General features: G+C 38.6%; 23 protein-coding genes and 1 other RNA gene. 21 read left to right on the top strand and 3 right to left on the bottom strand.

Going from position 1 to position 23,585, the window contains the following annotated elements; all coding sequences use genetic code 11:
• Positions 1–123 precede the first annotated feature (123 nt).
• The 11 genes from panB (at position 124) to AC4D4A_RS00645 (ending at position 10,679) form a co-directional block, all read left to right on the top strand.
• Positions 124–960: a 3-methyl-2-oxobutanoate hydroxymethyltransferase gene (panB, locus tag AC4D4A_RS00595; RefSeq protein WP_490994097.1), complete on the top strand. Its 837-nt coding sequence runs from the start codon at positions 124–126 to the stop codon at positions 958–960.
• The gene (gene panC / locus AC4D4A_RS00600) at positions 957–1,799 is read left to right on the top strand and encodes a pantoate--beta-alanine ligase (RefSeq protein WP_490994098.1); all 843 of its coding nucleotides are present in this window, start codon (positions 957–959) and stop codon (positions 1,797–1,799) included. Before panB ends, panC begins: the two co-directional genes overlap by 4 nt.
• A 20-nt stretch (positions 1,800–1,819) precedes the next feature.
• Complete coding sequence (gene panD / locus AC4D4A_RS00605; protein WP_490994099.1) at positions 1,820–2,203, top strand: aspartate 1-decarboxylase; 384 nt, start codon at positions 1,820–1,822, stop codon at positions 2,201–2,203.
• A gap of 266 nt (positions 2,204–2,469) precedes the next feature.
• Complete coding sequence (locus AC4D4A_RS00610) at positions 2,470–5,064, top strand: exonuclease domain-containing protein (protein WP_490994100.1); 2,595 nt, start codon at positions 2,470–2,472, stop codon at positions 5,062–5,064.
• Positions 5,065–5,164: 100 nt separating this feature from the next.
• On the top strand, positions 5,165–5,335 hold the full coding sequence (locus AC4D4A_RS00615; protein WP_490994101.1) for a YpmA family protein: 171 nt from the start codon (positions 5,165–5,167) through the stop codon (positions 5,333–5,335).
• 17 nt (positions 5,336–5,352) lie between these two features.
• Positions 5,353–5,829: a cell wall elongation regulator TseB-like domain-containing protein gene (locus AC4D4A_RS00620; RefSeq protein WP_490994102.1), complete on the top strand. Its 477-nt coding sequence runs from the start codon at positions 5,353–5,355 to the stop codon at positions 5,827–5,829.
• Positions 5,830–5,846: 17 nt separating this feature from the next.
• Positions 5,847–7,043, top strand: coding sequence for a pyridoxal phosphate-dependent aminotransferase (locus AC4D4A_RS00625; RefSeq protein WP_490994103.1), 1,197 nt, complete (start codon positions 5,847–5,849; stop codon positions 7,041–7,043).
• Between the two features lie 313 nt (positions 7,044–7,356).
• On the top strand, positions 7,357–8,649 hold the full coding sequence (asnS, locus tag AC4D4A_RS00630; protein WP_490994104.1) for an asparagine--tRNA ligase: 1,293 nt from the start codon (positions 7,357–7,359) through the stop codon (positions 8,647–8,649).
• Between the two features lie 100 nt (positions 8,650–8,749).
• Positions 8,750–9,436: a DnaD domain-containing protein gene (locus tag AC4D4A_RS00635; protein ID WP_490994105.1), complete on the top strand. Its 687-nt coding sequence runs from the start codon at positions 8,750–8,752 to the stop codon at positions 9,434–9,436.
• An 83-nt stretch (positions 9,437–9,519) separates the two neighbouring features.
• A complete protein-coding gene (gene nth, locus AC4D4A_RS00640; protein WP_066107366.1) occupies positions 9,520–10,179 on the top strand; it encodes an endonuclease III in 660 nt (219 codons plus the stop codon).
• Positions 10,176–10,679: a YpoC family protein gene (locus AC4D4A_RS00645; RefSeq protein WP_490994106.1), complete on the top strand. Its 504-nt coding sequence runs from the start codon at positions 10,176–10,178 to the stop codon at positions 10,677–10,679. The genes nth and AC4D4A_RS00645 overlap by 4 nt, the downstream gene beginning before the upstream one ends.
• Positions 10,680–10,729: 50 nt before the next feature.
• On the opposite strand, the gene AC4D4A_RS00650 is transcribed toward AC4D4A_RS00645, so the two are convergent.
• Entirely contained in the window at positions 10,730–13,498 is a 2,769-nt protein-coding gene (locus AC4D4A_RS00650) for a transglycosylase domain-containing protein (RefSeq protein WP_490994107.1), read from the bottom strand.
• Between the two features lie 36 nt (positions 13,499–13,534).
• Positions 13,535–14,152, bottom strand: coding sequence for a Holliday junction resolvase RecU (gene recU / locus AC4D4A_RS00655; RefSeq protein WP_490994108.1), 618 nt, complete (start codon positions 14,150–14,152; stop codon positions 13,535–13,537).
• Positions 14,153–14,806: 654 nt separating this feature from the next.
• Between recU and AC4D4A_RS00660 the strand changes: the two genes are divergently transcribed.
• The 3 genes from AC4D4A_RS00660 to AC4D4A_RS00670 all read left to right on the top strand — a co-directional run bounded on the left by AC4D4A_RS00660 (position 14,807) and on the right by AC4D4A_RS00670 (position 16,211).
• Complete coding sequence (locus tag AC4D4A_RS00660) at positions 14,807–15,061, top strand: hypothetical protein (RefSeq protein WP_490994109.1); 255 nt, start codon at positions 14,807–14,809, stop codon at positions 15,059–15,061.
• 70 nt (positions 15,062–15,131) lie between these two features.
• A complete protein-coding gene (locus tag AC4D4A_RS00665) occupies positions 15,132–15,494 on the top strand; it encodes a DUF1798 family protein (RefSeq protein WP_490994110.1) in 363 nt (120 codons plus the stop codon).
• Positions 15,495–15,557: 63 nt separating this feature from the next.
• Complete coding sequence (locus AC4D4A_RS00670; protein ID WP_490994111.1) at positions 15,558–16,211, top strand: YppG family protein; 654 nt, start codon at positions 15,558–15,560, stop codon at positions 16,209–16,211.
• A gap of 33 nt (positions 16,212–16,244) precedes the next feature.
• Here the strand turns inward: AC4D4A_RS00670 and AC4D4A_RS00675 are convergent, their stop codons facing one another.
• On the bottom strand, positions 16,245–16,685 hold the full coding sequence (locus AC4D4A_RS00675; RefSeq protein WP_490994112.1) for an Hsp20/alpha crystallin family protein: 441 nt from the start codon (positions 16,683–16,685) through the stop codon (positions 16,245–16,247).
• 311 nt (positions 16,686–16,996) lie between these two features.
• Here AC4D4A_RS00675 and AC4D4A_RS00680 point away from each other — a divergent pair, with 311 nt between their 5' ends.
• The 7 genes from AC4D4A_RS00680 to rnpB all read left to right on the top strand — a co-directional run bounded on the left by AC4D4A_RS00680 (position 16,997) and on the right by rnpB (position 23,517).
• The gene (locus tag AC4D4A_RS00680; protein ID WP_490994113.1) at positions 16,997–17,779 is read left to right on the top strand and encodes an alpha/beta fold hydrolase; all 783 of its coding nucleotides are present in this window, start codon (positions 16,997–16,999) and stop codon (positions 17,777–17,779) included.
• Positions 17,780–17,870: 91 nt separating this feature from the next.
• The gene (locus AC4D4A_RS00685) at positions 17,871–20,165 is read left to right on the top strand and encodes a DEAD/DEAH box helicase (RefSeq protein WP_490994114.1); all 2,295 of its coding nucleotides are present in this window, start codon (positions 17,871–17,873) and stop codon (positions 20,163–20,165) included.
• Entirely contained in the window at positions 20,155–21,456 is a 1,302-nt protein-coding gene (locus AC4D4A_RS00690; RefSeq protein ID WP_490994115.1) for a ribonuclease H-like domain-containing protein, read from the top strand. Before AC4D4A_RS00685 ends, AC4D4A_RS00690 begins: the two co-directional genes overlap by 11 nt.
• Before the next feature lie 290 nt (positions 21,457–21,746).
• Positions 21,747–22,061, top strand: coding sequence for a CotD family spore coat protein (locus AC4D4A_RS00695; RefSeq protein WP_490994116.1), 315 nt, complete (start codon positions 21,747–21,749; stop codon positions 22,059–22,061).
• A 67-nt stretch (positions 22,062–22,128) separates the two neighbouring features.
• Entirely contained in the window at positions 22,129–22,683 is a 555-nt protein-coding gene (locus AC4D4A_RS00700; protein WP_490994117.1) for an SLOG family protein, read from the top strand.
• A 73-nt stretch (positions 22,684–22,756) separates the two neighbouring features.
• Positions 22,757–23,065, top strand: coding sequence for a cell division regulator GpsB (gpsB, locus tag AC4D4A_RS00705; protein WP_139891762.1), 309 nt, complete (start codon positions 22,757–22,759; stop codon positions 23,063–23,065).
• Between the two features lie 68 nt (positions 23,066–23,133).
• Positions 23,134–23,517, top strand: an RNA gene (gene rnpB, locus AC4D4A_RS00710) — RNase P RNA component class B.
• The last annotated feature ends 68 nt before the right edge of the window (positions 23,518–23,585 follow it).

Here is a 23,585-nt window from a genome sequence, read left to right on the forward strand (position 1 = left end):
CAAGAACGGACCGGGACAGAGGGATAAAAGCTATTATGCCAATCAATCCTTCTGTAATTAGGAGGATTTTTTTATTGGGTAAATAGGTTTTTCTCTCCTCGGAATAAAAGGAGGAAAGAGAAAATGAAATTTGCTGCGGATTTTTTGAAACTAAAAGAAAAAAGTGAGAACATCTCAATGCTGACTGCGTATGATTATCCATCTGCTAAACTGGCAGAACAAGCCGGCGTAGATATGATTCTTGTAGGTGATTCCCTTGGAATGGTTGTTTTAGGATATGACTCTACTGTTCCTGTCACTATCGAGGATATGATTCATCATACGAAGGCTGTTAAAAGAGGGGCCCCTAACACATTTATAGTGACAGATCTGCCGTTTTTGACGTATCACACAACAAATGAGGAAGCGTTAAAAAATGCTGCAAGACTTATGCAGGAGGCAGGGGCTGATGCGGTCAAAATGGAGGGTGCCGGAGATGTTATTACTAAAATAAAAGCGATGACAGATGCAGGTATACCGGTAGTAGCGCATTTAGGCTTAACACCGCAATCAGTTGGTGTACTTGGAGGCTATAAAGTCCAAGGTAAAACTAGCGAGGCGGCAATTAAACTGCTGGAGGATGCGAAAAAATGCGAAGAAGCCGGGGCAATGGCTGTTGTGCTCGAATGTGTACCTTATCAGGTCGCTGAACATATATCGAATGAACTAATAATCCCGACAATTGGGATTGGTGCCGGAAACGGTACGGATGGCCAGGTACTCGTTTACCATGATGTTTTGTTATATGGTGTTGGCAGAGTGGCCAAGTTTGTAAAATCCTATGCTAATTTAAATGATGTGATTGGTCATGCATTATCTGAGCATATAAAAGAAGTGAAATCGGGTGTTTTTCCTCATCGTGATCACTCATTCACGATGAGGGAAGAAGAACTAGCCTCGTTGTATGGAGGAGAAAAATGAAGATTATCGGCCAGATAAACGAACTGCGTGAAGTACTTAATCTAGAGAGGGGAAAGAACCATTCCATCGGGTTTGTCCCAACTATGGGGTATTTGCATGAAGGACATCTCTCGCTCATTCAAGAAGCTAGAGAGAATAACCATGTGGTGGTCATCAGTATATTTGTCAATCCGCTGCAATTTGGCCCTAATGAGGATTTTGATAAATATCCACGCGATATGGAGCGGGATGAAGAGCTGGCACGAAATGCAGGGGTGGATTATTTGTTTTATCCCACAGTTCAGGAAATGTATGGGGATAAGCAAACTCTGACAGTAAAAGTGCATGAACGCACCGATGTTCTTTGCGGAAAATCCAGACCGGGTCACTTTGATGGAGTGGCGACTGTTTTAACAAAACTGTTCACAATTGTCCAACCGACCCGTGTTTATTTTGGACTGAAGGATGCTCAACAGGTCGCTGTAGTAGAAGGTCTTATCCATGACTTTAATTTCCCGATTGAGCTGGTAGGTGTTGAGATTAAGCGTGAAGAGGATGGTCTTGCGTTAAGCTCCAGGAATATTAATCTAACAGCACAGGAAAGAGAAGAAGCACCATTTATTTATAAAAGTCTTTGCAAAGTGAAAGCTGAGCTGCAAAAAGGTGCCAGTCCCACGGAAGCGCTTGAAAAGGGGAAAAAGTATTTGCAGTCTCATATCAATGGTCAAATCGATTATTTTGAAGGATTATCCTATCCTGAACTAGGTGAGATTACAGAGCATGATCAAAAGATCATCTTTGCAGTGGCGGTTCAATATACGTCTGTTCGTTTGATCGACAACATTATCATAAATCTATAGTCATACAAGGGGGTAAGATTATGTTTCGCAATATGATGAAAGCGAAGCTTCACAGAGCAACAGTTACGGAGGCAAATTTAAACTATGTAGGCAGTATTACAATTGATGAAGATTTATTAGATGCGGTTGATATGCTGCCAAATGAGAAAGTTCAGATTGTAAATAATAACAATGGAGCCCGTTTTGAAACGTATATCATTCCCGGTAAAAGAGGCAGTGGCGTCATTTGCCTAAATGGAGCTGCTGCCCGTTTGGTTCAGGAAGGCGATAAAGTCATCATTATTTCTTATGGATTAATAGAAGAAGCTTATGTAAGGAGCCATCGGCCAAAAGTGGCTGTTCTAGATGAGTATAATACAATTGTTGAAATGCTCGGAGTCGAACCTGAGGCAACGATTATTTAATGACTTAGTTTAATTAACAAACCCTGATTCCCTTAAATCTTTAAGGAAATCAGAGTTTGTTTTTTTATTAACCCAATACTCTTCATTCTTCTTTGATTAATAAGGCTGGTTTTGATATAACAGTAGATAATGGGTAACGATAAAAGATATGAAGAGTGTATGATAGGGTACCCGACAAAAATAAAATAGGAAAAATAGGTGCCATTGTGAATTTTTCCATCAGCTAAACAGGAGCAAGTTAGAGAAGAAGTGAGCAGGTGTTAAATATGAAAAGTAAGTATGTAGTAATCGATTTGGAGACTACAGGTAATAACCCTAAAAATGGAGATCGCATCATTCAAATTGCGGCTAACGTCATTGAAAATGGTGAGATCACATACCAATATTCATCTTACATAAATCCAGGGAGGTCCATCCCTCTATTTATACAGGAATTAACTGGTATAACGGATGCAGATGTGGAGAATGCACCAACCTTTAAAGAGTTGGCACCCTACATTATTGGTGTATTGGATGATGCTGTTTTTGTTGCTCATAATGTACTGTTCGATTTGACATTTTTACAGGCTGAATTGGAACGGGTAGGCTATGAGAGGTTTCTTGGATATACCGTAGATACAGTAGAATTAGCGAAAATCGTCAATCCAGGAATGTCCAGTTTTAAACTGGAGGAATTAGGAAAAGCCTATGGTTTTCTACATGAGCGGCCACATCAAGCTGACAGTGATGCTTATGTAACGGCTCTTTTGTTTATCGAGTTTTACAAACAATTAAAGAAATTGCCGAAACCTACTATAAAGTCATTATATAGATTATCCTTTTTATTAAAAAGCGAGCTTAAAGAATTATTGGCTGAGATATTGAATGAATATTCAACGATGAGTGAGCCATGGAGACCAGATCTGGATATTTATCGTGGTATCGCAATCGTTAGGCAGAATTCAATTGAAAGTCTTACACAACAGCAGAATGAAAAACAACATCATTCTCTTGATGAAACAGATTTACATACTATGTTGAAGCAGAGCTTTAAGAATCATAAGGTTAGTTTAGTAGAAGATGGTTCCCAGGATTTTTCTGAGCATATCAAAGCCTTTTATGAATATGCCTGTGAAAATCATGGGCAGGTAACCATTGCTACTCATACTAAACATACAGCAGAACAGTTAATGGGTATTTTTCAGAGGGATTATTCTTCTAGTATGATTCAAAAGCAAGTTAGTATATTGCATTCTAAGGAGCAGTATTTAAGTTTACCGAAGTTTGAGCAATCCATGCGGGAAAAACAACAAAATTACGAAAGTACAATCGCAAAAATGCAAATATTAGTCTGGCTGACCATGACAAACACAGGCTGTTTAGAAGAGCTTAATTTATCCTCAGGCGGAAGAGAATATTGGAAGGAAGTAGCCCACCATGCCAATTTACATCCCCGCTTGCTTAAGCCGTGGACGGAGCGGGACTTCTATTCAAGACAGATGCTGGCTGCAAAGCAGGCCAAGATTATTCTCACTACTCATGACAGTCTTATTTCGGATATTCAAACAGGGGATTTCTTAAGCGAGTGCCCTAATATTGTATTTGAGGAAGCAAATTATTTTCCATCCTCTGTTCAAAGCGGATTAACGAAAGAGCTGAGCTATGTAGAAGTGAGGAATCTCTTGAATAAAATTGGAACTTTGGATAATCGGCAACTATTGAGGTCTGTCATATTGCTTTTAAAGGAAAAAACGAAAGGTCCATATAATGAAAATCAACTGGCTGTTTTATTGGAAGAAATCGCAAGCAGTGTGGAGAGTTTTTTTGAGGCCATATTCACATATGGAATGAAAAGCAAAAAGGATATGGATGGACCTAGAGTGCAGTGCAAGCTTGATTTTTCTGAGCTGGAGAATAAAAAATACATGGATCAATTGTTAAAGGAAGCCAATGATTTGTATGACTCTCTCGGCCTAATAGTTGTACAATTTCAACAAATCCTTGCAGAATTGAACCAAGTGCCAATTGAAAAATTAAAGCGAAGCCAATTTAACATCATTGATGAATTAACAAAATTATCGGGGGAAATAAATTTATTCCGAGTTACTTTGAATAGGCTCTTTAAGAGTCATGGCACGAATGATGAGGTTTGGACCAGTTGGAACATGAAGGGGAATAGAAATTCAGTACAAATTTATGCCCAGCCATTATCGTCCTCAGATTGGATAAATCGTAATGTATTACGACCGGATAGCCATATTTTATTTATTTCAGATGTCTTGACGGTAGGAGGTTCCTTCAATTATATTTCAGATAAATTAGGTATTCAGGAAAACAAGATGAGTAACCTTTTGATTCCACCGGTAAAAGAGCAATACCTAACGATGTTGAATCTAAAATCGAGAGATAGGCTAATTGATTTCGTGAAAAAGCAACAAAAGAACTTAATCCTTCTTTTTCAATCACAAGAATCATTAAAAAAAATATATAATGATATGAAGGGATTAGCAGAATTAGCACACATACAGTTGCAGGCTCAGGGACTATCCTCCGGTTCTGCCATCAAAATGCTGCGAAATCATCTTGCTGTTGACCAATCAATCCTCTTAATGAACTACACTGGTTGGGATCAGGTTCACCATGCTTATCATGGCCGTTCCAAGATTATCATGGTTGAAGCTCCAGTCGAAATGAACAGCATGATTCCAGATGAGGATTTATTATCGGAGATAATCATTAATTTAAGAAGCTTACTTAATACTTCTCCTGATTATAAAAAAGACAGCATATGGTTCTTGATCGAGAATGATTTGCTTCGTAGTGAGAGAAGTAAGTTTGAACATGGTCTAAATTACGTAAAGCCGATATACAGGAATATGTAAGGGAACAATGTTTGGCTCGCTTTTTTAGTAAAGTAAAGCTATTTGCAATTTTATTTTGGTATAATGTGAACTAGAGCGCTACGTTTTGGGAGGATTTACAATGGATAGTAAGGTAGAGCTTTTATCAAGTGTTAAATTGACATACACGAATGATTTATATAAAATCGTCGATTCTTTAAATAAAACATTAAAAAAAGAAAATTTAATGTTTGGCTTGGCATTAGATAAACAAGATCAACAAACAGCCGTTTTTTCAATATACCGTACATAATTTGAAAGGAAATAGATATGAAAAAAGTAATTTGGAGCATAGTGATTATTATCCTGATTGGCAGTGGCTTTTTTCTTCAGGCAATCTATGCTGGTGACAGCACCAGGAAGGACGCTGAAAAGAATGCAGAACATATTGCCAGAGAAACAGCTGGACTGACAGAAGTGGATGATTTCTATTTATATAATGGAAATGAGACATGGAGTGTAATAACTGGAAAAACAGCAGATGGTAAAAAAATCGGTGTTTGGGTGCCGGATGATAAGAAAAAGAAAAGCCAGATTATTGCCCTCTCAGAAGGTATTAGTAAAAATAAAGCCATAGAAATTGTGAAAGAAAAAAAGAATGTGAAGGAGATTGTATTTGCCCAATTGGGAATGGAAAATAATCAACCCTTATGGGAAGTAACCTATAAAAATAATAAAGACCTTTATGGGTATTATTATCTGAATTTCAAAACAGGCAATTTAATACGTAATTACGATAATTTGTAGGATGGAGATGGAACCGGATGAAATTAGCAAAAAGAGTATCAGCATTAACACCATCATCAACACTAGCGATAACGGCCAAAGCAAAAGAGCTTAAAGCCCAGGGTCTGGACATTATTGGACTTGGAGCAGGAGAACCAGATTTCAATACTCCTGCTAACATACTCGAAGCAGCACAAAAGTCCATGCAGGATGGCCACACAAAGTATACACCTTCTGCTGGATTACAATCCTTGCGCAAGGTTGTCGCAGATAAACTGCAAAAAGATCAAGGATTAACATATAGTAACGACCAAATTTTTATTGCTTCAGGTGCCAAGCACGCCTTATATACACTTTTTCAGGCAATTTTGGATGAAGAGGATGAAGTGCTGATTCCTACTCCATATTGGGTAAGCTATCCGGAACAAGTTAAATTGGCAGATGGAGTGCCTGTTTATATTGAAGGTAAAGAAGAAAATCAATTTAAGGTAACGCCTTTACAGATTGAAAAAGCAATCACTGAAAAAACGAGAGCGCTTATTATCAACTCACCAAGCAATCCTACCGGTATGATATACACGGCTGAAGAATTACAGGCGATTGGTGAGGTATGTTTAAAACATGATATTATTATAGTTTCAGATGAAATCTATGAAAAATTGGTCTATCACAACCACCAGCATGTATCGATAGCAGAGCTTTCCGAAGAGCTTAAGCAGCAAACAATCGTCATTAATGGTGTTTCCAAATCGCATTCCATGACCGGATGGAGAATTGGATATGCAGCAGGTGACCAAGCGTTAATTAAAGCAATGACGAACTTGGCAAGCCACAGTACCTCCAATCCGACGACGACCGCACAATATGCAACAATTGAAGCCTATACAGGACCGCAAGATCAAGTTGAGATTATGCGAAGTGCGTTTGAACAAAGATTGGATGCCATTTACGAGCAATTGCTTGAGATCCCGGGATTGACTTGTCTGAAACCTCAGGGGGCATTCTACCTGTTCCCGAATGTCTCGAAAACGGCAGAGATGTGTGGATTTAACAGTGTAGATGATTTAGTAGAAGATCTATTAGAAAATGCTCTGGTAGCCGTAGTTCCCGGTTCTGGCTTTGGAGCACCTGATAATATACGCTTATCGTATGCTATATCGTTAGAAGCACTTCAGGAAGCTGTTAAACGTATAAAGGAATATGTGATAAATAAATCAGCAACAAAGGCTCAATAAATAGGATTCGTAGGCAGACGAAAAACCGAAAGAGCCCCTTAAGGAAGATACCTGGACGATCTTTAAGGGGTTTATGGATGAATGGTTATTAATTTAAGCCATTTCATTTCCATATGGACTGAAGAAAAATGAAGGGCTTTGAAGGTTTCTTAAAGGACGAGTAAGTGAGTTGGATGCTTTCTGCAAAATAATCGATGAAATAATGGATGATTTCATATACAGGTTAAATTTTGTATTTGCTTGTCCATTTTGGTACTTGTATAATGAATAGGGTACATAACCTGGTTTTGTTTAAGCTTTGGAGGGAAAAAATGTGAAATGTACAATTAATGAAGTATATAAATATGTTAACGAAGAAGTTAAGATAGGTGCTTGGATTGCCAATAAACGTTCTTCAGGAAAAATTGCTTTCTTGCAGCTGCGCGATGGTACAGGCTTTATTCAAGGCGTAGTCGTTAAAGCAGAGGTAGATGAAGAATTATTTAATACTGCTAAGAAGATTACACAGGAAACATCTGTATGGGTGAAAGGTATTGTTCAGGAGGATGAGCGTTCCCCATTTGGATACGAACTCCTTGTAACAGGTCTTGAAGTAATTGCAGAAGCGATTGACTATCCAATTACACCGAAACAGCATGGCACTGAGTTCCTTATGGATCACAGACATTTATGGCTTCGTTCAAAGCGCCAGCATGCTGTCATGAAAATTCGTAATGAGATCATTCGTGCTACGTATGAATTCTTTAATAAAGAGGGCTTTGTAAAAGTAGACCCACCGATTCTTACAGGAAGTGCTCCAGAGGGTACTTCAGAATTGTTCGCAACGAAATACTTTGATGAAGATGCTTATCTATCTCAAAGTGGACAATTATACATGGAAGCGGCAGCAATGGCACTTGGAAAAGTATTTTCCTTCGGTCCAACATTCCGTGCTGAGAAATCCAAAACGCGTCGCCATTTAATCGAATTCTGGATGATTGAACCAGAGATGGCCTTTGTGGAGTTCAATGAGAACTTAGAAGTTCAAGAGCAATATGTTTCCTATATCGTTCAATCTGTACTGGAAAATTGTGTGATTGAGCTAAAAACTCTAGGAAGAGATACTTCCAAATTAGAAAATATCAAAGCACCATTCCCTAGAATTACGTATGATGATGCAATTAAATTCTTGCATGAGAAGGGCTTTGATGATATCGAGTGGGGCGATGATTTCGGTGCTCCTCACGAAACAGCAATTGCAGAAAGCTATGATAAGCCTGTGTTTATCACCCATTATCCTACAGGAATTAAGCCGTTCTATATGCAGCCTGCTCCTGATCGTGATGATGTTGTCTTATGTGCTGACTTAATTGCACCGGAAGGCTATGGTGAAATCATTGGTGGTTCAGAACGTATCCACGATATGGATTTATTAAAAGCAAGACTTGATGAACATAATTTAAGTATGGATGCTTACAAATGGTATTATGAATTACGTCAATATGGTTCCGTTCCTCATTCTGGTTTCGGTCTTGGGCTAGAGAGAACGGTTGCTTGGATAAGCGGTGTGGAACATGTTCGTGAAACGATTCCATTCCCTCGTCTTTTAAATCGTCTATATCCTTAATAGTCAAATAAAACCTGGCAATTTATTTTATTGTCAGGTTTTATTTTTCCGTACTTCAAAATCAGCATACATGGTATACTAAAAGGTGAGGTGTCGAATTATGACTATAAAAAATCTGTCGAATTGGATTAAGCAGGCGAATGTTGTCATACCCTCTTATTTGTTAAGCAGTTACAAAGAGATGGGATTAAATGAACAAGAGATGATGCTTTTACTGCATGTTGAAAACTTTTCGATGAACGGGAATTCATTTCCCACTCCTGCTGAAATCTCTTCTGTAATGAACCTCACTGAAATGGACTGTACTAACCTGCTCAGAAAACTGGTTCAGCATGGTTTCTTAGATATTACAGAGGATGAAAAACCAGGTTATGAGAGCTATTCAATCAAGCCATTATTTGAAAAATTGGCCTATCATTATTTAAAAGAAGCTAAGCAAACCGACTTTGAAGAGAAAGTAATTAAGAGTGAATCCTTATATACCATATTTGAAAAGGAATTTGGCCGCCCGTTATCACCTTTTGAGGGTGAAACATTAACGATGTGGCTGGATGAGGATCAGCATTCACCTGATTTGGTTAAGGCCGCTCTTAAAGAAGCCGTTATCTCCGGAAAGCTCAGTTTCAGGTATATAGATCGGATTTTGTTCGATTGGAAGAAACACAGTATCAAAACGTTGGAACAAGCAAAGGCATACAGTGAACGCTTCAGAAACTACACGAAAAAAAGTCCTGCTAAAACTGTTCCCGTTGCTAAAGAGTTGCCATTATATAATTGGCTCGAATAGACTTTAATTGATAGACCAGGATAGATCCTTTTATCCGGTCTTTTTATTCGCGAAAAATAAAGAATAAAGGGAGGGGGATTTAGATGCTTACCAATACACAAATTCGTTATTGTCTCGACGAAATGGCAAGGATGTTTCCTGAGGCCCATTGCGAATTAAATCATTCCAATCCATTCGAATTAACCGTGGCGGTAGTATTATCGGCACAGTGCACGGATGCTTTGGTGAATAAAGTAACGAAGAATCTCTTTCAAAAATATAAAAAACCAGAGGATTTCCTTTCTGTACCGCTTAGTGAATTGGAAAATGATATTCGTTCAATTGGTTTATACAGAAACAAAGCGAAAAATATTCAGAAGTTATCGCAAATTATTCTGGAAAAATACAATGGGGTTGTTCCTAATGACCGGGATTTATTAGTTGAGCTACCCGGAGTGGGGAGAAAGACAGCGAATGTGGTTGTTTCAGTAGCGTATGGAACACCCGCAATCGCTGTGGATACACACGTGGAGAGAGTAAGTAAAAGGCTAGGTATATGCAGGTGGAAGGACTCCGTCTTAGAGGTTGAAAAAACGCTGATGAGAAGAATCCCTGAGGAGGAATGGTCGATTACCCATCACCGATTGATTTTCTTTGGTAGATACCATTGCAAAGCTCAATCGCCAAAATGTGAGGAGTGCCCTATGCTTCTACTGTGCCGTGAAGGGAAAAAAAGAATGAAAGCAGCAGGAAAAGGAAAATGAATATTCCAGAATTAAATCTTGAACCTTTTAATTTTGAGTACAATCAACTTGATAAAATTGATTTCTTGAGATGGAATAACGATACTTTTAATCTTGGTTTTCCATATGAGTATTATTATTATAAAGGCAATGATTTGTACAGGCCCTGGGAGGATTTCTCTGTTATAAGGGAGCAGCTGACGAATGAATGGGCGGAAATCGTACGACAGTTAGAGATAATATTCGCTAACAGAGAAAAGCAGGAAATTAAACCATATATGTTAAAAGGTATTGTACTATATATATCGTTCATGTATTGGTCTAATCAAGTACCTGTAAATTTATGCGGCTTCCCTGTATGCCTAAAGGAATTAAAGGGGAAACCAGTGAACGTGGAAGAGCGTTTGCCCTTTATATTGGCAAGGCCATACTTTTACCCAAGCTTTATGCAATTAAAAAGCTTAATGGAAGAGCAGATCAAGATTGCGGCCAAAATGGCAGCTTTAAATAAGTATACATGATGGAGATTGAAAAAAGAGATCGGACTTTTAAGTCCGATCTCTTTTTTGATTTAGGCTATTTTACGTATATGTCTTGGCAACTCTTGAATAGCGGGTGGGAACAAAAATGATGTTTCGTCAGGCTGAGAATCATCTGTATTGTTATTTATGGAATTCGTATTAGATCTTCCATTACCGTTACCGTTACCGTTACCGTTGCCGTTATTACCAGGTTCCTGCTCTTCATCTTCTACAGGTTCTTCTACAGGTTGTTCTTCACCAGGATTAGTGCCTTCATCAGGGTTACCTTCGTCAGGATTGGTGTCCTCACCAGGGTTAGTACCTTCGTCAGGATTGTTACCTTCATTCGGATCTTCTTCATTACCTGTGCCATTGTCTGGGTTAGGTTGGTTTGGATCCTCTGTATTGTCCTCTGTTGGCTCTTCTGGCTGTTCTGGCTGTTCTTCCTCCTCTGGAGCAGCCTCAGGAATAGAAACAGAAGTAGATGCTGAGTCACTATCCTGGCCGTCTACAGTAGCCGTTACATAGAACGTATACTTTTTGCCGGCTTCTGGAGCATCGAGACTGAAGGAAGTTTCCTTTGTAGTGGTTAACGTTTGTCTGTCTCCGCCATCTACAGCAACTTTAACATTGAATTCTGCCTCCTTGGAAGAATCATAGTTCCAGCTGACATTTATCCGATTAGTTGCTTCATCATATGCAGCATTTAAACCGGAAGGGGCATCAATTTTTGTGTATTTTTCTGATGTTCTGGATGGTTCATGCCCTTTGACAAAGTACTCATACGAGATTTTATCGCTTGGTGTATATTCACTTGCTTTAACAGCAGGGAAAGTACCTTTCTCGATGCCAACCTTTACTACGGAACTTGGCTGTTTAAAATTCTCTGTTGACACATTCTCAGACATTTTGCCCATCATCGCTTTAAAAATTTGTGCAGCAATTTTTGTATCCTGCTTACTTAAAGGATTTTCCATTTGCTGATCATACCCAGTCCAAACAGACATTGTAAAGTTCGTTGTATATCCGATAAACCATGCGTCCGGTGAACTGCTTTTACTAATATTATGTTTGGCACGATCTTCTGCAGAATAGTTAGTTGTACCGGTCTTAGCTGCAATATGAAGGCCTGGTATATTAGCAGCAGTACCGGTACCTTTTGTTACAACATCCTGCAGAACATTTGTAATCATAAAGGCTGTAGAATCTTTCATGGCTACCTCAGATTTAGGTGCAGTTTCAACAACTGTATCATTATCTCTAAGAACAACTTTTTTCACTACATGCGGTTTGGTATAGATTCCTTCATTACCGAAAGCAGCATAGGCGCCGGCCATTTCTAAAGGTGAAGCATATTTTTGTACACCGCCAATTGCGGAAGCTTCATATATTTCTCCGAAGTCAATGCCTAATTTTTTCGCGAATTTGCCGGCATTTTCCTCACCAACCTCTTGAAGTGTTTTAACGGCAGGGACGTTCAAGGATTTATACAGTGCTTCACGCATAGTGACATCCCCTTTATACGTACCTGTAGCACTGCCGATTGATTGGCCGGAATTATATTTATATGGCTCATCTTCAAGATGGTGAGCGGTTGACCAATTCAAATACTCGATTGCCGGACCGTAATCCAGGATTGGTTTAACGGTCGAACCAGGCTGCCTAGATTTTAAGTCTGTCGCATAGTTAAAGCCGCGGGCAACTTCCTGGTTTCTTCCACCGCCAATTGCAAGGATTTCACCAGTTTTTGTATCCATAAAGACAGTACCGGCCTGGAATTTATCATCGGGGTATGCGATATATTTATCACTATCTAGTATTTCTTCCATTAAATCCTGAGCATCAGGATCGATGGAAGTATAAACCTGAAGGCCATCAGTGTATATATTGTAGTCGCCAATTTCTTCTACTTCATCGATAACTTGATCGACAATTGCGTTAATTTTTGTATTGGATGTTTTTTCTCGTTTATCTTCTGGAACTAAGCTATCTTCAACACTTTCGGCTTGCGCTTTTTCGCGTTCTTCAGCAGTGATGAAACCAGCTTTTTCCATTAGCTTAAGTACGATGTTTCTTCGTTTTTCCGCTTTTTCGGGATACGTAAACGGGTTGTAATTATTTGGGCTTTGGGGCATACCTGCCAGTGTGGCAGCTTCAGACAAGGTAAGCTCATTCAATTCTTTGCCAAAATACAGCTTGGATGCTGTGGAAAACCCATGGACTCCGGATGACATATATACTTTGTTAACATACATTTCAAAAATTTGTTCTTTAGAGTATTTTTGCTCTAGTTGAAAAGCAAGGTACATTTCCTGTACTTTACGTTTAATGGTTTTTTCTGATTTAAGGAAAGAGTTTTTCACTACCTGCTGGGTAATAGTACTTCCACCCTGAGAGCCGAAGCCGCCTGTTATGTTTCCAATTAAAGCTCCGCCAACTCGGATAATATCAATTCCGTGATGTTTATAAAAACGTACATCTTCAGTTGCCAGAATGGCATTTTCCATTAATTTAGGAACATCCTTATAATCGACGTAATCTCTTGTTTCTGAGCCTACTTCTGTATATACATCTCCGTTTTTATCGTAGATTTTCGAAGAAATAGGATCAATCAGGGCGCTATCATCGATCTCTGGAGCAGTGACAGCCCAGTATGCAAAAACTCCTCCGACTGAAATACCTGCAATAATAAATAGTGCAGCTAAAACAATTAAGGTTCTTTTTAATAATGATGATTTAGATTGTTTCTTTTGTTTATTATTTTTTTTGGATTTTGCATATTTCCTTTTTTCTGTCCTCGTTTTATATTGATCTGACATTGTGTTACATACCTTCCTTTCAGGATAAAGGACCAATTAAAATAGTTGGGTACCATATTTTTTGTCAATTATCTTAATATAGTCAATTCTTGGTGAAAACCCAAGTGGAATCACTTCACCTGTATGTTCGATATCCTTTTTTGGTATAGATTTTCTACCGCCAGATAGCATCTCTTCCCAATAATAGATGAGTGTCTCAGCCGGTAAATAGTAAATTTCCTCAGTTACACTGAAACGCATAATAATAAAGGCTATCCCGCCATGTTTAATGATATTGCGCATATGGATAATTTGGTGTTCATGAAAATTCTTTAAAGGGAAAGAGGTTGTTTGTCTGGTTTCCTTCGCTTCAAAGTCAATGTATCTGCCTTTATATACACCATTATAATCCGTTGTGGAGGCTTGCTTAAAATAGGCTTCTTTTATGACTGCAGCGCTCCTCTTAGGATAAGACACATTTACAATCTGAACAGGTGTTGGCTTTTTGTGAACAATTGCGATGTTATTCTCTATATAATAAAGATTTGTTTCGTTTAAGTCATCCTCCAATGTCATTCCCCGATTAGAATAATTCACTTTTTTCTGTTTCAGTACTTTGCTGCCGGTTTTCTCAATCGGGTTATATTGTTTTCCATTAGGATATTTTATAGACATAGTATCCCTCCAAGCCCATCCTTATCATAACAAAAATAGCATCAAAATTGTAAAATTCATTATTACTTACAGAGAAAGTTTAAATAATTGGTACAGATACTCACTTATGTAAATTTGTGATAAGAAAAACGTGCATTTTTCTTTCAATAATTACTAAATTAATAGAGTGTAAACGAAACTAAGGCACTTCGAAGTTTATAATAAATTGGCTGGATTCGTCAAAGGTACTTTTTAGATAAAAAGGTTAGAGTATATGATTATATAGAAGAATGTTACCGAGGTCATCTTTTAAGCGAAAGAGAATAATAAAAACCGGAGAATATAAAATCCTCCGGCTATTAAGTAAGTAGCAGCTAATTTAAGTTGATGGTTTATCCGGACCATCTAGTTTTGGATTGCCTGTATGCTTGCTGGATGCGTTATTGCTTTTCTTTTTTTTCTCTTGAGCAGCTGATGTATTTTTCTTCATGACTACACCTCCTATTCAATAGGTTGTCTATGTTTAGAGAGTTTATGCAAGTTGTCGAAGGAAGCATTTACGTGCGCCGTCTCTGTTTTCTTTGCCGATACTCTTCTAGTTTTGTCGTCTATGAAGGGATTGCAATAGTTAAATCGAAACCATTAGTGTATAAGAATCAGGAAAGGGTGAGGTGCATGAGTTCCAAAGAAAATATCATCACATTGCTGAAGGAATTGGAGCAGGAGATAATAGCCCTCGAGGAAGAAATAATTAGAAAAACAGATAATGAAGTAAATGATACAATAGCCGAGTTCACGTATACAATCAAAACTGAAGCCAGGAAGATTGATATGGATATGGCAGATATTCAAATTAAAATGAATAATTTTATTGAGGATTACAAACATGATACACAACTGTCCATATTGAAATTGGCTCATTTGACGTAAAAAACAAGATAGTATCATTTTTTCTGAAATTCTGTTTAGATTAGGTAAAAAGAACAAGGATGTAATGTATATGAAAGATAACTTTTATCAAAAGACAATCGCTTTGATAGAGATCGTTAATAATGCTGAAAAAATCTATAGAGAAGCACGCGAAACGGAAGAGCGTGCTGATTTTCACACTGTGATTAAGCCGTTCGCCGACCATACTAAGCAGCTTGCAGATGAATGGCTGATTGAGGCTGAGCAATGGGTAGCGGATAAAAGTCCTAAATATCTATCTCTCATGCAGATTAAGAATACCCATAATAATGTTTTGCAGGTTTCTGTCCATTGTTACTTTCCGGAATCAAGCAAATCCAGATTTATTAAACATTGCAATGCTGCTTTGTTTGTACTCGAACAGATTCGGATGGAGGAAGCGAACGTGGAGTAGCGGAGCACCCAATCCCAGATGCTGCATACTGTATAAGTATAGAGTTAGAGCGGAGGGAGAGTTATGCTTAAACCACTATTTGAGAAAAAAGCTAGAAAGCGTAATGGTGATTTTAATCCTTATTATGGAATGCCGGTTGCAGCCTACGTGCCTCCATATGAATATAGAAATATTTATCCGGCTGGTACTGCGGCTCCTCAGGTTCAGCCACAGGGTATTTGGGGACCGGAGGCTATTCAGCAACAACAAATGAATCCGTTTGAAGGAAACCTTGCTTACCAACCGTACTATCCTAACCAAATGTATCAACAGCCATCCTTTAATCCATACTATATGGAGCAATATCCAGGAAGTATGCCAGTTTCAGCCGGTATGATGGAAGATCAACAATTTTACGGCTATCCGCAGCAGGAAATGCCGAATCAATACCCAAAACAGCAGGTGAATCCTTTTCAAAATCCATTATATTCAAAGGATGAGGATTTTTATCCTTCACAGCAGATGAATACAGCTATCACCAATCCATATCCAAAACAAAGCTTTATGCAAAAAAATCAGGGCAGTAATTTTTCATCGGTTCTTAATCAATTCAAAACGCAGGAAGGCAGTATTGATTTTAATAAAATGATTGATACTGCGGGAATGATGTTAAATTCAATGAATCAGGTATCCAATTTAGTAAAAGGTGTAGGTTCTATATTTAAAGTAACCACATAAAAAACTGCCGGTTATAGATCGGCAGTTTTTTGTTTATCGGATAGATATGCGTTTCTTTTTTGATTTGGGGACTTTGATTGTTAATAAGCCATTTTCGTGGGTAGCTTCAATTTGTTCCTCGTCAATTGGATAATGGAATGTAAAGCTTCTCGATTTCTTTTGTTTTTCAGTAGCGTATGTTTGATCGCCTTTATTTACTTTTCGTTCCGTTTCATATGATATTGTTAATTTATTACCAGATATATCAATTTCAATGTAATTTTTATCGACACCCGCGATAGAAGCTTGAATAATATAATGGGTTTCTGTTTCTTCCCATTCAACGGGAAAGCTTGCAAACATTTTTTGGTTTTGGAAAAAATCATCCATGGACTGTAATAGCCCGCTCCTATTGTTTTCGGTTAACAAATCATCCATTTGTGAAATGAAGTTACGGAGCGGTTCAAATGCACCATTCTTCTTGTTTTGAGCCATAAATATTCTCCTCCTCTGATGATTCTACATATAGCATATGCAGGCTATGCTTAATTGTTAAATAATCAGGGTGATAAGGGTTGAGTGGTAAGGCATGAAAAGCATAGACTTGGCTATGAGAGGGCAGCTTTACTTTATATTTAAGCAATGTTATAAACAGGATGGATAATGGTAAATGATTGGGGTAAATATAGGGAAAGTTTTAGAAGTTGGGCTTGTCTCTTTTTTACTATCAAAATACATAAATGTAAAAGGCTCCACCTATAACGTAGAAAGTATGCGCGTCAATAAATGAAAAGGAGTGTAAATAAATGGAGAATAACTTTGTGAAATTAGCCTTTAAGGAAGAAGGCGCTGGAAAGCCTGTTATATTACTGCATGGTTTTTGCGGAAGTAAGGATTACTGGAAAGAAGTGATTCCCTATCTGAAAGAATCATATCGTGTAATTACTGTAGATGTAAGGGGCCATGGCGATACAGATACTACAAAGATTGGGTACGGTATTCATGATATGGCAGAGGATTTGTATAATTTCTTTATTGAACATGATTTAAAGGACGCTTATCTATTTGGCCATTCAATGGGAGGATATATTACTCTCGATTTTGTAGATTATCATCCCGATCTTGTTAGGGGGTATGGTCTCATTCATTCCACAGCACTACCGGATTCCCCTGAAGCAAAGAAAAAACGATCAGCAGGTGTCTCTACAGTAGAAGAACAGGGAGTATCCGTTTTTATTAAGGATCTGATTCCTAAATTGCTGTCAAAGGAAACAAGGGAAAGTGAACAAGAGATGCTGAAAACATTGTTTGATATAGGGGTTGAAACAAGACCAAAGGGGATTATCGGCGCTTTAATGGCTATGAAAAATCGTGAAGATAAGAATTATGTGCTGCAAAGGCCGAATATCCCAGCTCTTCTCGTAGCCGGTGCAAGAGATGAGGTTGTACCGATAGAGAAAGTATTTACTGTGAGCGGAGAGCATATTACACAAATAGTTATTGATAAAGCTGGGCATATGGGAATATTTGAGACCCCGGAACAAGTATCCACTGCCATTACCGCATTTATAGAAAAAGTGAATCAATAATTGGAAGGTCGTATCTTGAAAAAGATGCGACTTTTTCCTTTCCAAGGGAACGTTCATTCGGTACAATGATGACAGAAAAGAGGTGTGCATCATGTTTGGGAAGAAAAATTTAGTGGAGTTCATGAATGATTTTTCACAGGATGAACAATACAAAGACAATATTGCTTTTTGGCATACCATCGATGAAAAAAAGGCTACGTATTCACCCTTTCCAACTGAATTAAATGAAAAGTTAAAGTCTGCCCTTGAAAAAAGAGGGATAGAAGCGCTATACAGCCACCAGGCCGAAGCTTATAAATATATAAGAGATAAAAAAAATATTGTGGCGGTCACTCCTACTGCTTCAGGTAAAACATTGTGTTATAACTTACCGATTCTCCAATCGATTCTTGAGAATGCAGATACAAGAGCTCTATATTTATTTCCGACTAAAGCATTGAGCTATGATCAAAAATCTGAATTAGAGGAACTGATTGATGCTGCAGATGCAGATATTAATAGCTATACGTATGATGGTGATACGCCGACAAGTATTAGGCAAAAAATACGCAAAGCAGGCCATATTGTCATGACAAATCCGGACATGTTACATTCCGGGATATTACCCCATCATACGAAATGGGTCAGTTTATTCGAGAATCTGAAGTATATTGTTATTGACGAGCTTCATACGTACAAGGGGGTATTTGGCAGTCATACAGCTAATGTAATCAGAAGGTTAAAGCGAATTTGCCGTTTTTATGGCAGCAATCCAATTTTTATTTGTACGTCTGCAACGATTGCCAATCCGAAGGAACTTGCGGAACAATTAACGGAATCTAAAATGGTCTTAATTGAGCGGAACGGTGCACCAGCAGGCAAAAAACATTTTGTTTTTTATAATCCGCCAATCGTCAATAAACCTTTAAATATCCGCAGAAGCTCCATATTAGAGGTCAGAAAGATAGCCAGCACCCTATTAAAGAATAAGATTCAAACAATTGTTTTTGCGCGCAGCCGTGTCCGTGTTGAAATATTGGTTACGTACTTACAGGAATTGATTTCGAAACAACTGGGGCCGAAGGCGATTACAGGTTATCGCGGAGGATATTTACCGACACAAAGGCGGCAAATTGAAAAGGGATTGCGAGATGGATCAATCTATGGGGTTGTCAGCACGAATGCACTTGAACTGGGCGTGGATATAGGACAGCTCCAGGCATGTATTATGACAGGGTATCCAGGCTCGATAGCCAGTGCCTGGCAGCAAGCAGGCAGGGCAGGAAGACGTCACGGAGAGGCTCTGATCATCATGGTTGCAAGCTCCAGTCCATTAGATCAATTTGTCATTCAACATCCTGATTATTTCTTCAATAAGAGTCCGGAAACAGCGAGAATCAATCCTGATAATCTGGTAATCCTTGTTGATCATCTAAAATGTGCAGCTTTTGAAATCCCATTTAAAGAAGGGGAGGAATTTGGAGCTGCTGAGGTTACGGAAATTCTGGAATATTTGGCAGAGGAGCATGTATTGCACAAAAATAAAGATACATGGCATTGGATGAATGATGCTTTCCCGGCGCATGAAATTAGTTTAAGGTCTGCTTCGCAGGAGAATGTGGTCATTATAGACCGAACGAATCCAAAAGTGCAGGTTATTGGAGAAACGGATCGATTCTCCGCAATGACTCTTCTGCATGATGAAGCCATTTACTTACACCAAGGAATCCAATATCAGGTAGAGCATTTGGATTGGGAAGAAAAGAAGGCCTATGTACGCGAGGTCAATGTGGATTACTACACGGATGCCAATCTTGCAGTTCAGGTAGATGTTCTGGAAATTGACCGAACAAACGCTGATCCGAAAAGTGAAATTACATTTGGAGATGTTTCTGTTCGAGCAATGGCAACCATCTTTAAGAAAATCAGATTTGACTCACATGAAAATATAGGATCGGGACCAATTCACTTACCGGAAGAAGAAATTCATACAAATGCATGTATGCTCTCTCTAAAGGAAGGGAGTGTTGATTGGAAGGAAGAGCGGCTCGAGGAGGGACTTATGGGTGCCTCTCACGCTCTGCGAGGTATCATTCCGGTCTATGTGCTGTGTGACCCGGGGGATATTCATGTATACCCTCAAGTAAAGGCAACGCATAATGAGCTTCCGACCATTTTTATTTACGATCATTATCCGGGTGGAATCGGGTTAAGCAAGCATATGTATGAAAACAGCGAACAAATTATCCAGGAGACGATTCAGGCAATTAGAGTCTGTCCATGTGAAAATGGCTGTCCATCCTGTGTAGGAATGGAAGGCACTGGCTCGTCTTTAAAGGAGGATTCCATTAAAGTGTTATCCATTCTTGGAAACCGAATGGCCGGTGACCATTTACATGTCCATTAAAAATAAACTTAACCGGATGAAAAAACATTTGAACACAAATGTTGGAGAAGGTTCAAAAAAGCGTATGGAAGTACGCTCTGAACCTGAATCCGATACACCTATTAAAAATGTTGACATCCCATTTTTTGAGCAATGGAGCGAATTTGGAGCGGTTCCTGTTATTCACGAGAATGAATATTGCTTAATCAGGGAGGTCAGCTATCCGCTTAACTATCAGCATGGAAAGTATACATTTGATATGCTTCCGCAAATTGTGAAGATTTGGAATGAGAGCGACCTAAAGCACCCTCTTTCCGCCAAAGGATTTGAAGCAAATCAAATGTTTTTCTTTGATACAGAAACAACCGGATTGGGTGGTGGTGCGGGGACTTCCATCTTTTTGCTCGGATATGCTTTTTTGGAGGATGGGCATATAAAGGTCAGACAACATTTTCTGCCAAGACCGGGCTTTGAAATTCCGTTTTACAAGACCTTTTTGGAAAAAGTGAATTATGAGACATTGGTCACCTATAATGGAAAGGCATTTGACTGGCCGCAGGTAGTTACGCAGCATACTCTTTTACGTCAGCACTTACCTAAATTACCTGATTTCGGTCATTTCGATTTATATCATGCTTCTAGAAGACTGTGGAAAAACAAATTAGATCGTGTCAAGCTATCTGTTGTTGAAAAAGAGGTACTTGGTTTTGAGAGAAAGGATGATGTACCGGGATACCTCGCCCCTATCATTTATTTTGATTACGTGGATAGGCAAAATCCGGAAGCTGTTTTTAAAATAATGAAGCATAATGAATGGGATATTTTATCTTTAATCACCCTGTACATTCATTTGTCTGCCCTTTTATTAAACGATGAAGCATTGGAGCATGAGGACTCATTTGAGCTGGCAAGGTGGTTTTCTCATTTAAAGGATCGGGAGCGTGCTATAGGTTCATTTGAAAAAGGAATTACTGAATCGAAGCACGATGAAGAACGCCTGAAGGTACTCTTTCATCTGGCGAACGAACATAAAAAGAATAAAAATGAAGAGGCAGCAGTAAAGCTTTGGGAAGAAGCGAGCGGTGCACAGACATCAGAACTTGTTTGCTGTTCATTGATTGAGCTGGCGAAATATTTTGAGCATAGGAAAAAGGATTATGCTGTAGCTTTGAAGTATTCTAATGAAGCTTTGTTGGAAATTAGGAAATATTCATTTCATAAACATGGTATTCATGAGAAATCAACCCTTCACCGCATCTCCCGACTGGAGCGTAAATTAGATAAAGAAAAAATTGGAATGAAAGAAATCTAAATAATGGTTGTTATGTTTGCGCATCCCATGTAAATTAATGTTATACACTTGACGGAAACGTAAAAGGAAGTGAGCATAAAGCGGATGCATAAGGTTGTCTTTTGTTTATTTTTTGTCGTAATCGGATTATCGATGGTGATTTTCACTTCTATTTAATACTCATGTAGCAGCTCTGCTGCTGAAACATTTTTTTATAAACGGAAAATAGGTAAATGTCTCAGTACGGTCTTATCCAACATTTCATAGTCTATTAATGTAATCTATATAGATATCTGAAAGGAGAGACGCGTATGTTCGGTCGTCGTCGTCATCATCAACAACATTGTGGACCTATTCAAATACCAGGATGTAACAAGGTGCAGGTGTGCCCGCCGGTTTGCCACAAGCCAATCCAATTCGTTAAAGAAAATTGCTATACACATGTAGTTCCGCATGTGCATCCTGTTCAAACTCTTGAAGTGAATAACCATGTATTTCAACATCAGCATCATTTCCCACACTCTTACCAAACTGCCAATAATGTATCCCAACAATCCCAGCATTTTGGTGCACCAAATCCGCAATGCCCTGGTTGCCCAGGTAGTGGCAGTGGCTTTGGCTTTTAAAAGTAAGAGGCGTAAAGCCTCTTCTTTTATGATTTCATGTATAATGTATAAATGGATGTGAACTTATATGGGAAAAGTCGTTTTTGTAACAGGATATAAGGCCCACGAGCTTGGTATTTTTGATCAAAATCACGAGGGTATCAAATACATAAAAAAAGCACTTCTGAGTCGCTTGTTAACTCTTCTTGAGGAAGGAATGGAATGGGTACTGATTACAGGGCAGCCAGGAGTGGAACTATGGACTGCACAGGTCATTTTTGACTTACAGGAAGAGTATCCAGATCTAAAGCTTGGCGTTTTATTGCCTTATCTAAATCAGGAAGAGAATTGGAAAGAACCGGTTAAAGAACTGTATGAAGAAATACTACTCCAGGCAGACTATGTTGAGGCTATTTCAAAGAAACCATATGAAGGACCATGGCAGTTAAAGCTGAAGAACCAATTTATTGTCGATAAAAGCGATGAAATGTTAATATTGTACGATGATGAAAAGGACGGAAGCCCTAAATATAGCTGGTTTGAAGGTAAAAAGAAACAAAAAAAACAGGATTATCCCATCCTTCAAATAACATTTTGGGACCTGCAAAGTTTAATTGATGAGGCACAATGGGAAGATTATTAAGAGGGAAATTGACAAACAGCACTTTTTTTGAAAAAATATTATATATTAGTCGTATGAATTTGAGGTGAATAAAATGCTCTCAGATAAAACAAAGTTGACCGCAAAGGATATCTTAGAGAAAGAATTTAAAACGGGTGTCAGAGGATACAAGCAAGAAGATGTTGATCAATTCCTGGATTTAGTAATAAAGGATTATGAGGTTTTTCATCAGGAAATTGAAACCCTTCAGCAAGAGAATATGAAGCTGAAAAAGCAATTGGAAGAACAGCCGAAAAGAACAGTACAACCAGTACAGCAAGCAACAGGTACCACCAATTTCGATATTTTAAAACGCTTATCCAACCTGGAAAAGCATGTGTTTGGAAGTAAGCTATACGAATAAAACAACTTCCAAATAATAACAGTTGTTTTATGGCTGAAATGAGGGTATAATGAATTTTGCATGTGATAACGTCTGGGTAATCGCTGCAATGCAAATTGTAGAGGAAAGTCCATGCTCGCACAGGCTGAGATGCCTGTAGTGTTCGTGCCTAGACCAATAAGCTAGGGCAGTCTGTTTCAGGCTGACGGCTGGGAAAGTGCCTAAGTTCTTTTAGAATATGGCACCGGTACCTATAAAAGTGCCACAGTGACGGAGCCTTTTTGGAAACAAAAAGGGTGGAACGAGGTAAACCCCGCGAGCGAGAAACCCAAATTTGGTAGGGGCGCCTTTCCCAAGGAAATGAACGAGGGGAAAGGGCAGACTCGTAGGAGTCTGAAGATAGATGATTACCACCGGAGTACGAGACATTCCAGTCGATTGCAGTACGAAGGAACAGAACATGGCTTACAGGACGTTATCTTGGAAATGTATTATTACCTGAATAAAAGTTACTTCCATTAAGGGAAGAATGAAAGGCTGC

The organism is Pradoshia sp. Z5_111 (genome assembly GCF_058267535.1).